The 12,156-nt window shown below is 58.3% G+C and carries 11 protein-coding genes and 1 riboswitch; of the genes, 2 read left to right on the plus strand and 9 right to left on the minus strand.

Going from position 1 to position 12,156, the window contains the following annotated elements; genetic code table 11:
- Nucleotides 1-108: 108 nt before the first annotated feature.
- The gene (locus B7L15_RS04680; RefSeq protein WP_085917841.1) at nt 109-321 is read left to right on the plus strand and encodes a DUF1289 domain-containing protein; all 213 of its coding nucleotides are present in this window, start codon (nt 109-111) and stop codon (nt 319-321) included.
- Here B7L15_RS04680 and B7L15_RS04685 read toward each other — a convergent pair.
- The 5 genes from B7L15_RS04685 to B7L15_RS04705 form a co-directional block, all read right to left on the minus strand.
- Nucleotides 282-1,355 (minus strand): proline racemase family protein, encoded by a 1,074-nt coding sequence (locus B7L15_RS04685; RefSeq protein WP_085917842.1) that lies wholly within the window; start codon nt 1,353-1,355, stop codon nt 282-284. The two genes, B7L15_RS04680 and B7L15_RS04685, sit on opposite strands and share 40 nt — an antisense overlap.
- Nucleotides 1,356-1,373: 18 nt before the next feature.
- Entirely contained in the window at nt 1,374-2,546 is a 1,173-nt protein-coding gene (locus tag B7L15_RS04690) for an alcohol dehydrogenase catalytic domain-containing protein (RefSeq protein ID WP_233337366.1), read from the minus strand.
- A 94-nt stretch (nt 2,547-2,640) separates the two neighbouring features.
- Entirely contained in the window at nt 2,641-3,609 is a 969-nt protein-coding gene (locus B7L15_RS04695) for a magnesium transporter CorA family protein (RefSeq protein ID WP_085917843.1), read from the minus strand.
- A 43-nt stretch (nt 3,610-3,652) separates the two neighbouring features.
- Nucleotides 3,653-5,068 carry a diguanylate cyclase domain-containing protein gene (locus B7L15_RS04700; protein WP_085917844.1) on the minus strand — a complete coding sequence of 472 codons (1,416 nt, stop codon included), beginning with the start codon at nt 5,066-5,068 and terminating at the stop codon, nt 3,653-3,655.
- Nucleotides 5,069-5,115: 47 nt separating this feature from the next.
- Complete coding sequence (locus B7L15_RS04705) at nt 5,116-6,510, minus strand: sodium:solute symporter family transporter (RefSeq protein WP_085917845.1); 1,395 nt, start codon at nt 6,508-6,510, stop codon at nt 5,116-5,118.
- A riboswitch (TPP riboswitch) is annotated at nt 6,500-6,602 on the minus strand. It overlaps the preceding gene by 11 nt.
- 213 nt (nt 6,603-6,815) lie before the next feature.
- Here B7L15_RS04705 and B7L15_RS04710 point away from each other — a divergent pair.
- Nucleotides 6,816-7,508 (plus strand): hypothetical protein, encoded by a 693-nt coding sequence (locus B7L15_RS04710; RefSeq protein ID WP_085917846.1) that lies wholly within the window; start codon nt 6,816-6,818, stop codon nt 7,506-7,508.
- Nucleotides 7,509-7,570: 62 nt separating this feature from the next.
- Here B7L15_RS04710 and B7L15_RS04715 read toward each other — a convergent pair whose 3' ends face one another.
- The 4 genes from B7L15_RS04715 to B7L15_RS04730 form a co-directional block, all read right to left on the minus strand.
- Nucleotides 7,571-9,070 (minus strand): CoA-acylating methylmalonate-semialdehyde dehydrogenase, encoded by a 1,500-nt coding sequence (locus B7L15_RS04715; RefSeq protein ID WP_085917847.1) that lies wholly within the window; start codon nt 9,068-9,070, stop codon nt 7,571-7,573.
- A gap of 183 nt (nt 9,071-9,253) precedes the next feature.
- On the minus strand, nt 9,254-10,519 hold the full coding sequence (locus B7L15_RS04720; protein ID WP_085917848.1) for a TRAP transporter large permease: 1,266 nt from the start codon (nt 10,517-10,519) through the stop codon (nt 9,254-9,256).
- 16 nt (nt 10,520-10,535) lie between these two features.
- On the minus strand, nt 10,536-11,099 hold the full coding sequence (locus B7L15_RS04725) for a TRAP transporter small permease (protein ID WP_085917849.1): 564 nt from the start codon (nt 11,097-11,099) through the stop codon (nt 10,536-10,538).
- A 49-nt stretch (nt 11,100-11,148) separates the two neighbouring features.
- Entirely contained in the window at nt 11,149-12,132 is a 984-nt protein-coding gene (locus B7L15_RS04730; protein ID WP_085917850.1) for a TRAP transporter substrate-binding protein, read from the minus strand.
- Nucleotides 12,133-12,156: the final 24 nt, after the last annotated feature.

A 12,156-nucleotide genomic window follows, 5' to 3' on the forward strand; every position in this document is an offset into this window, starting at 1 on the left:
AAAAGGAGTCATCACGCTACCACACCCAGCTAATACGCAAAGACATGTTACCCTTGGCATGTCAGTATTAGCCGCCGTTTTGTTATCTCCAAGAGGTTTACGATACCTGTGACTTCATCCCTCCCTGACCGTCCGCTCTCCCCCTGTCGTCAGATCTGCCGCATAGAACCGACCCAATCACTTTGTGAAGGTTGCGGGCGACGTCTGGATGAAATCGCTTGCTGGGGGCAGATGACCGAGGCCGACAAGGCCCCGGTGTGGCAACGTATTGAGGCCGAAGGCTATGTTGTCTCTGGCGGTAATTCAGCGCGTGGCGGGTGATGGCGATCGCTCAGGATGTGGTGAAGCTCACCGCAGTTAACCAGGGGATCATCGCAGTTGATCACGATATCCGAGTGCGCCAGCACGTAACTGCGCCCGGTAATGGTGTTCTCCACCACCTGATAAGCGCCTTCCTGGTGGGTATCGATGAAGGTGCCGATAAAGCCTGTATCGCGCAGTGACACGGTTTCCAGCTTGTCACCTTGCCTGAGTCGTCCTTCGTAATGCATCAACGCCAGCCGCGCGGACGTTCCCGTACCGGTGGTGCTGCGGCAAATAACGCCGGGATGCACGTAGGTCGTTGAGCGGGAACGCACATAACCTTCGGCGACCTGTTCTTCAGGCCCCATGAAGTGCAGGAACGGCAGCGGTCCGACATCCCCCAGGGTGTAGTGGGAAAAACCGCGCTCAGCCTTGATGGCTTCCACGATTTTATGCGCGCAAAGCGCCAACGCCGACTCTTCTTCCAGGGTCAACTTGAAGCCTAATTCAGCCGCATCCACCAGCGCATAAAAGCCACCGCTATAGGCAACCGAGTAGGTCACGGGGCCGATGCCGGGCACGTCGATCGTCTCACGGTAGGTGTCGATATAGCTCGGTAGACCGCCACAGGTGACCGACTCTACGACCCCGTCATGTACCTTGGCCTCTACCTGCACCAGGCCGGCGGGGGCTTCGAGCTTGAAGCGCTGGATGCCTTCCTGCTTGGGTACGATACCGCTTTCCAGCACTGCCGTGGCGGTGCACAAGGTGTTGGACCCCGAATAGATCGGATAGCCCATGACTTCCATGATGATATAACCGGCGACGGCTTCCGGGTCGTTGGGTGGCACCAGCAGGTCTACGGACATCTCGGGAATGCCGTAGGGCTCTTCAAGCAACAGCCGACGCAGGCCGTCGGCATCATCGCGCAGATACTCCATCTGCTCGCGGACGCTATTGCCCGGAAGGTGATCAATACCCCCCGTTACAATACGGCTGACATCGCCTCCCGCGTGGGTGTCCATTAACTGGATGGTATGTTGAGTATTCATTCGCCGGACTCTTTGCAGTTAGGAAGCGTTAAGGGCAAACGGAGCGCCATGGGACTCCCATTGGCTATCCGGGACAATCACGATCTTGCCGAGATAGTTACTGCCACGATTGACGAAATAGCGCTCGGCGTCATGGAGTTCGGACAGTTTGAAGGCCGCATGCAACACCGGCTTCAACTCGCCGCTACGAATCCAGGCAATGAGCTGTTCGGCCTCTTCCCGCGTGCCGTGAGAGACCCCAAAGATCTGCACCTGGTAGAGGTAGATGCGCGTCCACATGACCTCGCTGAGATTGCCGCCGCTGGCCCCGGCGATGGAAAGCCGCGGGTAACGTTTACGGTGCTGCATGTCGACAATCATGGTATCGATGAACAGGTTGGTCATCTCACCGCCAACCAGGTCCATCACCGCGTCGATGGGCTGGCCGTCGGTGGTAGCCAGCACGCGATCGACAAAGGTGGGTAAATCGCCGCGGTCGATCACCGCCTCGGCCCCCAGGGCGAGAAGTGCATCGGCTTTATCGGGTTGACTGACGGCGTAGGGAATCGCGCCGACTACCCGGCAAAGCTGAATCAGCGCCGTGCCCACCCCGCCGCTGGCGCCGGTGACCAGCACACGCTCTCCGGCGCCGATCCCGGCGGATGTCATCATGTGGTAGGCCGTCTGGTAGGAACACATCCCCATGGCGGCAAGCTCGGCATCGTGCAGCGCCGGGTTGGGCACGTGGTGAAACTGGTCAGACGGTACGGCGATGTACTCGGCATAGCCACCATCGGCCCCGTGGCCATAGTAATCCGGGGTCAGGTTGATATCACGGCGATCATCGGCATACAGATTGAAATCCAGAAGCCCCCGCTCACCGATCCGCGAAGCATCAACGCCCTCGCCCACCGCCACGACACGGCCCGCCACATCGGCGCCCTGAATGCGTGGGAACGTCAGCGTGGGCTCACCGCCCATGGCAAACGAGGTCACGTCGCCCTTGTCCTTGGTGGGATACAGTCCCTCGCGGGCCTTACGATCGGTATTGTTCTTAGCCGTCGCCGTGACCTGCACCAGGACCTGGCCTGCCTGGGGTTTGGGGGTCGCCACATCCTGACGGTACTCAAGCTTTTCGATACCGCCATGCCCGGTTAGCAGCATGGCCGCCATGGTTGTCGGCGGCGTTGAACTAGCATTTGCGTCTGCCATTCGCTGGGCTCCTCTCGACTAAGAGATAAAGATGTTGTGCCTGATAATGACCATAACAAACTTTTGTGTCGTCTCCATCAGGCCACGCTGGATGTCAAAACCAGTGCTTGCGCTTGAATAGCCAGATCAGCATCCCACCGATACCCAGCATTACCCCCCAGACAAAGAAATAGCCGTAGCGATAGCCAAGCTCGGGCATATACTCGAAATTCATGCCGTAGATACCGGCAATAAAGGTGAGTGGTACAAAGATAGCGGTAATCACCGTCAGCACGCGCATGGTGATGTTGAGCTGGTGCGATGAAATCGAAATGTAGCCATCGACCAGATCGCCGCAGATGTCGTAATACATTTGCGTGAGCGTATAGAGCCGCTCAAAGCGCTCTTCCACGTCGGTAATCGCGTGGAGGGTGTCGCTTTTATCACGCGGCAGGTGGGCATAGTCGTAGGCGGTCAGTTCCTGGGTAATCCCCTTGTGGTAGCTGAAGATTCGACGCATTTTCACCAGCCGCGAGCGGTAGGCGGTAATACGCCGCATCAATACGTCATTGCCGTTATCCAGCAGTTCATCTTCCAGATCGCTGAGCGCCACTTCGAATTCCAGCAGGCTATCGATGTAATACCCGGCCGACAGGTACATCACCCGCAGTGCCACATGCTCTGGGGAGTGAGCCAGTAGTGCACTGCCCTGCTCATTGAACAGACGCTTGATGCTTAACGCTTCGCCCGGGTGAAGGGTGACCAGGAAGCGCTCACCGACAAAAAAGCTCACTTGCTGGGGCACGAAGTTCAACTGGGCATCAAACGAGGAGATACCGCGGTAAATGATCAGTGTGTGGTGATCGAACTCTTCGATTTTGGGTGGATGGCGCTCTTTATGCGCATCCTGAATGGCCATCGGGTGGCATTCAAAGTCTTCCAAAAAGCGCTGCTCGACGGCTTGGCTTTCGCCTTGCATATCCACCCAGATATGACTGCCCGGTGTTTGTCGCCACAGGTCGATGAGCTTTGCGTCGCCTTCGTGTACTTCACCTTCGGGGGTCGTTAACAGCGTCCGAATCATGATCGTCCCTGATGGTTAACTGATGACGTTTTGGCAGACACCTTCATGCGGGCGCGTCAGCCATACAGGCCTGTGCTTTACCGGCATGTTTGGCGTTATACATGGCAACGTCGGCGCGTTTGAGCAGTTCCAGTGCCGTTTCACTTACGTCTGGCTTATAGAGCGCCACGCCAATGCTGGCGCTGACATGCACCTCCGCCTCCTGCAGCTGTACGGGCTGCTCGAGGGTATCAATCAACTGCCGGGCAAGCCGCTCGGCGGCATCGAGGGCGATGTTTTCCAGCAGCACGACGAACTCATCTCCGGCCCAGCGGGCTACGTAGTCGGTTTCACGCACGGCGGCGCTTAGACGTTTGGCGAGTTCACGCAGCAGTTCGTCACCGGCTGCATGGCCATGCAGATCGTTGACGGCCTTGAACCCATCGAGATCCATGAACAGCACCGCAAGAGCCGTTTGCTGGCGCCGGGTGCGCGCCATCGCCTCTGGCAACCGCTCATCCAGGGCCCGCCTGTTGGGCAGTTGGGTAAGTGCGTCTTCACGGGCTTCCAGATCGCGCAGGCGCTCGAGCTGTATGCGCTCGGTAACATCGTGGAGAAACAGGCTGCGCTGCCTGCGTCCCTCTATATCGAGCGACTTGATGCGCATTTCCACTGGCAATGAGCTGCCGTCACGACGTGCAGCGTAGTAGGTGACGGGCGTCTGCTGGTCGCCTTCCGGCATGCCATCAGGAAAGATCAAATGCTCAATGGAGCGCGCCAGAGCTTCCCTGCGCGTCCAGCCAAACATCGTCGTCGCGGCTCGATTCCAGTCCAGCACAAGGTCGTTATCGTCAATGCTGATATAGGCATCATAGGCCGACTCGATCACCAAGTTCAGCTCTCGGGTGCGCCGCTCAATCTGGTTTTCAAGATCCAGGTGCAGCGCTTCGAGAGATGACTGGGATGCTTCCCGGCGCTGCTTTTCAAACAGGAACCGCTCACGCAGGTGAATTTCATCAGTAACAATCGATCCAAGATCTTTAAGCGCGTTGATCTCGGCGTCGCTAAGCCGACGTGGCCTTGTGTCCACGGCACACAGCGACCCCAACGCCAACCCCTTTGATGTGCGCAGCGGAATACCCGCGTAAAAACGCACTCCGCCTGGCACGGTCACCAACGGATTATCGGCAAAACGCGGATCTTCTCGGGTATCTTCAACAATCAGCGGCGCAGATTCCGCAATGGTATGGGCGCAGAAAGCCACGCTACGTGATGTTTCACGAAGCTCAGTTCCCACACGAGATTTTATCCATTGCCGCTTGGCGTCAATCAGCGTGACGGTCGAGGTCGGTACATTCAGTAATTGGGTGACCAGACGCGTCACCCGGTCGAATGCGGGTTCTTCCGGCGTGTCCAGCAGCGCCAATTCGTAAAGCGCCGCCAGCCGAGCCTCTTCGTCGGGAAGAATAGGGTAGTTCATTGACTGTGGCCCATGACGGTAGACGATAACCAACCATCATAACGTGATCAGCCATGCTTTGCCCAAGATGCCCGATGACCAACCACTTTCGCCCAGCTAACACTTACCAGTGTAGAAGCACATAACGCACCGAGGAAAGGACCCAGCGTGGGAATACCAGCAGGGAAAGTCGCCGCCATGAGACCCGCTGCAAGGCTACCACTGGCCAGCCAGCCGGGTAACACGGCGCCTAAAAGCCCTGCAATACCGCCGCCAATCGCAGCCGCGGTGGACATCCGCTTCCATAGCCCCAGCAATACCGGTACGACAATCGCGGCACACAGCAAGTCGGCGATCAGGAATAGCCGCAATACGGAAAGCCCCTGAAGGGCGATGATCACCACCGGCACCATCAGCACAACGGTCCACCAGCGCGCCGTGGTCAGCGACCTGCCCTGCTGCTCATGCTGGGAGACTATCAGCGAGGCAATCGCGTTCTGTAGCGTATCGACACTGGACGCCACCAGTGTCACCGCCAGCACCAGGACCAGCATGGCGAGCCACGACGGCGCATTTCCCAGCAGAGCAAAAAACGGGATTGGCGGCTCACCCAGCGCAACGCCACTCATCGCGGCAAGCATCCCCAGGCCGCCGATGACCATCACCACAGCGACGGTCATGCCACCCCCCAGCCAGGCCCCCTGGCCCAGACTGCGTGAATCCTGCGCGGCCCACACTCGCTGCCAGTAACCCTGGTGGAAAAGGTTAGCCGCGGTAACAGCAATGACCAGTGTCACCGCTACACTCAGCGCGTCGCCCAATGGGGCACTCGGCATCGACGATACGTCTGGCATGGCGGGTAAATAGGTGAAGGCAACACTGCTGACGATAAGCAGCAGAGCGATCAACAGCCAGGCCTGCCACCGGTCGGTGGCAAGGCTCGCCCTAAGCCCGCCGAGCACGGTATAGGCAAGCGTGCTCAAAGCGACACCGAGGACAACCAAAGCGGGCGGCACATCGGAAAGTAATGCGGTAATCGCACCAATCGCCGTCAGCTCTGCAGCGAGAAAGCAGGCCATATAGGCCACTGACACCAGTGACACCCAGCGCCGCACGCTGGTGCCGTAGCATGCCTGGGCAAACTCGGCGATGCTTCTGCCTTCGGGCAGTGCGCGGCGGATGGCCGGCCCATAAAGGCCCAATACGATAAATGGCAATGCCGAACCGATGGCATAACCCGCAAGCGCCACGGGGCCAACAAAGGCGCCGATTTCCGGCGGGGCAAACAGAATCCATGCCCCCATCCCGGAGGCAAGAAACGACAGTCCGAGGGTCGCTCCGGACTGGGAATTGCGGGCCGTAATGTAATCATCGACCGTGCCACCGGCCCAGCGAGCCCGCAGGCCAAGGATGATGAAAACGCCAAGTGCCGCGGCAAGCGCAGCTGATGTCAGGTAGGGCATGTCGCACTTCCTCCGCCGGTATCATCCGGATCAGGTTCCAGGGTCAGCGCAAGCGCACTCTCAGCCTCTTCGAGGCCCCCCTGGCGACAGTGTGTGAAAGATCGTTATGAACAGGTATTATTCTCAACGAGAATCGCACCAACGTAAAGTGGCGCGCGCATGCCATAACGCGCAAGCACTCGGTGCTTCACACGGCCGAGGGCTTTCAATCCGCGTCATCGCTCGCCATACTCCGTAGGTGCTCTAATAACGTTATAGAAACCGTGCGCCCAGAGCGACACGGTTCGCTCAACGGGAAATCTCTAATGCGCTATACAGAAGCCAAGGAACATACGCCGGGCAGGCTCCACGCCTTGTTTGCTGACCCTTACAATGCGTTTGAAAACGATACGGATGAGCGACAGTTACATCTGCATATTGCGCTTTACTTGCTGTTGGCACGCCCCATGGAGCGTGGCTTGATGACGTTGAGAGTCATCCATGGCTGGGAGAACGGCGGTTTCGAGCCGGATGACTTGCAGCATGCCGACTACGCCATTCACAACGTGGCTGATTTTAAACGCGCAGTCAGCACCTTTACTCAGGCTTCAAAAGACAACGTCGCCCTTCCGGCCGCCCGTGATGACCTGCTGGCCAGCCCGCTAGACGATGCGATCGCCAATGCCGAGGCAGACGGGCAAACGCTGGATGAAGAAACGCGCACTATTCCGGCCCGCTGGCCTGCTTTTGAAGGCGGTTTGGCACTTTATACGCTGTTCAAGATGTACCACCGCCTGGTATACGGCGAGGACGAAGCGTACCGCTGCACCCAGTGCTATACCGCCCAAGGGCTGCGCGAGATTCACGAATTTCATCTTGAAGAAGGCGAGTTTGCACTGCTGGTGCCAACCGGCAAGCATTTTGCCAGCGAGCCTTCAATGCTGGTGCTGCACGAGAGTCAGCTTGATCCGATTGAACGGCTGCTGGAAGAGAGTTTACCGCTGTTCCAGGATTTTTAGTCCTCGCATTGACGTTCCCTCGGCCCATTCAGGCCGAGGGAAATATCGTTTGGCGAGTGACATCAGCCAAGTGAGATGGTGCTATTGATACCGCTGGAGACGTTTTCCGGCTCAAACCAGCGTGCTGTCACGGTCTTGGTCTGCGTCCAGAAAGCAATCGCCTGCTTGCCGTTGGGACCCAGGTCACCAAGCTTCGAGCCTCGCGAACCGGTAAAGCTGAAATAGGCCACCGGCACCGGGATCGGTACGTTGATGCCGATCTGCCCCACATCGATATCGTTTTCAAAGCGCCGCGCCACCCATCCGGAGTTGGTAAAGATCGAGGTGCCGTTGCCGTTGGGGTTGGCATTGATGAACGCGATGGCATCATCCAGGGTTGCCACGCTGACCACGCAGAGTACCGGGCCAAAGATCTCTTCCCGGTAGATGGACATGTCTGCCGTCACGTCGGCAAATAACGTCGGCCCGACAAAATTACCTTCCGGATAGCCCTCAACCGAGCAGCCTCGCCCGTCGACCATTAATCTGGCGCCCTCTTTTTCACCTGCGCCAATCAAACGCTCGACGCGCTCCTTGGCCTGAGGGGATACCAGCGGGCCCAGGTCAGCGTCGCGCTGGGTGCCAGGCCCGACTTTCATGCCACGAGCGCCTTCCACAATATCGTCGAGCCATTCACGGGCTTCCCCCACCAGGACCACCACCGAGTTGGCCATGCAACGCTGCCCGGCCGCCCCAAAGGCAGAGCCCAGCAGGCTGTCGATCGCCTGACTGCGATTGGCATCGGGCATGACCACGCAATGGTTCTTGGCGCCCATCATCGCCTGCATGCGTTTACCCGCCGCGGCGGCGCGGTTATACAGCAGCGAGCCTACGTGGGATGAGCCAATGAACGACAGCGCCTTGATCGCCTGATGATCGGCGATCTGGTTCGCCACCTCGGGGCCGCCGTGAACCACATTCAATACGCCCGCCGGAATGCCCGCTTCGTGGGCAAGCTCCACCAGGCGCATGGTCGAGCTGGGATCCTGCTCCGAGGGTTTCAGCACGAAGGTATTACCGGTCGCAATGGCCAGCGGGAACATGAAACAGGGCAGCATGATCGGGAAGTTGAAAGCAGTAATGCCCGCCCCGACACCCAGTGGATGGTGCATGGTGTAGACATCGACCTCGTTGGCGGCATTATTGGCCAGTTCCCCCAACTGGAGTGAGGTAATGGAGCAGGAATGCTCGACCACCTCCAGTCCGCGCCCGACCTCGCCTTCAGCATCCGGCAGGGTTTTGCCGTGCTCTTCTGTAATCAACGCCGCCAACTCTGGGGTGTGCTCGCGAATCAGCGCCTGTAGCTTGAGCATGATGCGCATCCGTTTACCCAGCGGTACCTTGCGCCACTCCTTGAAGGCCATTTCAGCGCTGGCAATGGCGCGCTCGACTTCGTCGGCGGTGCAGAAAGGCACGCGAGCGACGACTTCCTGGGTAGCGGGATTCACCACATCACGCCATTCCTGGCTTTGGGACATGACGGGCTGACCATCGATAAACATGGGGATATCGCGAATGGGCATGGCGTTGCTCCTGTTGTCATTGTGTTAGAAAGTTGACGTAAACGTAAACGCACTATTGCACGAGTAAACAGAATCTCGCGCGCGGCGTCAATTAGCCTTTCCATCACGACGTGCTGCTGGCAATGCGCCAGCAGAACACGTACCAGCGAAACAGCACCAGGAACATCGTTTTGCAGCGGTTTGTTATCGCTGGATCAGCCCGTTGGTCAGCCACGGCAGCCATGCGAGCAGCACCAGCGTGACCAGGGTTGCCAGCAAAAACGGCAGCAGTGCACGGAAGATTTTCAGCGGTGGTGCGCCGGTCATCGAAGAAGCGATAAACAGCCCGGCACCAACAGGGGGCGTTAACAGCCCCAATACCAAGGTCAGACATACCACGACGCCAAACTGATAAGGGCTGATGGCAAATTGCGTCTCGGCAATCGGCATCAGGATCGGCACCACAAGAATCAGCGCGGCGATACCGTCGATGACCATGCCCACCAGCAACAGTGCGCCAATCACCATGAGCAGGAAAATGAAGGGATTGGCAGTAAGGGCTGCGATCCACTCGGCCGCCATCTGTGGCAACTGTTCGTAGATCACCACCCAGCCAAATACGCCAGCGGCGGCAATCAGCATGATGACCAAACCGGCATTGACCGCCGTGCGTTTGAGCACTTGGGGCATTTGAACCAGACGTAGATCGCCATATACAAAACGCCCCATGATCAAGGCCGCAAGCGAGGCCAACGCCGCCGACTCGGTGGGTGTGGCAATGCCCCACAGAATGCCGCCGATAATAATCACCGGAATCAGCATTGCTGGCAGCCCCCAAAGCGCATCGTGCACCGCCTGACGGCGACTGGGCCACTGGCCTTTGGGGTATTGCTGCACCAAGCCGACCAGCGCGATCACGATAAAGAAACTTGCCCCCAGCAGTAACCCCGGCAACAACCCGGCAATAAACATCTCGGCGATAGGTACCTGGGCCATTACTCCGAACAGCACAAACAGCATCGAGGGCGGGATGATCGGCGACAGCAGACCACCTGCCGCGGTAATCGCCGCGCTGTACGGCGTATCGTAGCCTTCCTCTTCCATGGCGGGCACCATGGCGCGGGACATGATAGCGATTTGCGACGCCGCCGAGCCGATAATGGCCGCCATCATCATGTTGGCGACCAGGTTGATATATGCCAGGCCTCCACGGAAACCGCCCACCAGAATTCGTGCCAGGGCGATCAAACGTCGGGTGAGACCGCCTTCGTTCATCAGCTCTCCAGCCAGCATGAATAGCGGGATCGCCAGCAGCCCATAGCTCTCGATGGCGCTGAATAATTGCTGCGGGTAAGACTCGAACAGCACGCTATTGCCCGACACGTAGATATACACCATCGCCGTCAGTGCGAGCACCAGGGCAATCGGCACGGCACTGATCAGTAGCAGTACAAACACGGCAATCGTCATAAGCGCTCCACCCACATCATCGTAAGGTCTCGACCGTCGGTTCGTCGTTAGGGCGGCGCCACTGGGTGACGGACTGCCAGACGTTGGCCAGCCCATGCAGGGAGAGCGATAGCGCAAACCACGGCACGATCAACCAAACCCAGAACTTCTTCACGCCTAGCGTTGAGGTGTTCTCGGCGTATATGAAGTTGAAGGTCTGCCCCTGAAACGCGCCGGTGTCGAAGCCTAGTTGGGCGAGCATGAAGGGCTGATACCAGCGCCAGCAAAGCCAAACGAGCAGCAGGGCAAACACCAGCACCATGGCATCCACCCAGAGGACGATCAGTTTTCGCCCGGCGCGGGGCAGCACATCGCTCAGCAGAGTCACCGCCACTCCCTGTCGACGCTTGAATACTGCGCCAGCAATCAGGAACGTCATCCAGATCATCGCGTAAATGGATAACTCACTTATCCAATAAAGCGGGTTACCCAGTACACGAAAGGCAATATTGATCAGGATCAAACACGTCACCGCCGCGGCCAGAGCGGCAGCGGCGGTTTCTTCAAAGCGGGCAAGCCCCGAGGAAAGGCGTTGCAACATGATCGTGGATGGTCCTCGTCAGTGGTCGAGTGGTTGGCTTGTCGGCGGTTTACTCGCGCAGGCGATCGGCTTCCTCGCGCAGGGTTTCCAGCATCGGCGCCTTGGGTGCCCAGATATCTTCCCACTCGGCAATCGCCTCGGCGAAAAACTCAGCATCCGCTTCGACGATATTGATATCCAGCGCACGGATCTCTTCTTCCTGAGCGGCGTCTTTTTGCTCAAAGCCTACCAGTACATTCTCCAGATGCTCGGCCATGGTCGTGTCGATCAGTTCACGGTCTTCTTCGGATAGCTCCCGCCATACACGCCCGGACACCACCCCCACCATGGGGAACATCATGTGATTGGAGATCAGCAGGTTATCGGCCTGCTCGTAGAATTTTAGAATTAGAATAGAGTCGAAATCCATATCGATGGCATCTACCTGACCGTTGGCCAGGGCATCGTACACTTCCAACAGCGGCATGGGCGCTGGGGCCGCACCGGTTGCCGTATAGAAATCACGGATTGGCTCAAATGGGGTAATCCGCAGGCGCAGGCCTTCCAGGTCATCAGCACTCTCGATAGGGTCACGGCTGAGCACCTGACGCATGCCCACCATACCGTAACCAACGCCGACCAGACCGACACCTTCCGGCATCAGGTCCAGCAGCTCGCCAGCAGCGTCTGAACGCAGCAAGCGAGCAGCGTGGTTGACGTCATCAACCAGATAAGGCGCATAAAGCGCGCCAAAGTCGGGAATCCGATTGGAGATTTCGGCAATGGTCAGGAAAGCCATGTCCAGCGCACCGCTTTGCAACTGCTGCACCATCTGCGCTTCGTTACCCAGTTGCTGGGCAGGGAAAACCGATACGCTATGCTCGCCATCAGAACGCTCATGCAAGGTGTCGGCAAAGGCTTCCGCTTCGGTCGACCAGAGATGCTGGGCGGGGGTAATCAGTCCTAAACGAAAGTCGCGTGCCTGAGTGCTGAGTGACGCTGCCGCCAGCGTAGTCGCGGTAATGGCAAGGGTCAGCAGTTTACGATGGTTCATGTAGCGCCTCTTGTAATTTGCGTC

Source organism: Halomonas sp. CSM-2 (genome assembly GCF_002119345.1).
GTDB classification, from domain to species: Bacteria; Pseudomonadota; Gammaproteobacteria; order Pseudomonadales; family Halomonadaceae; genus Vreelandella; species Vreelandella janggokensis.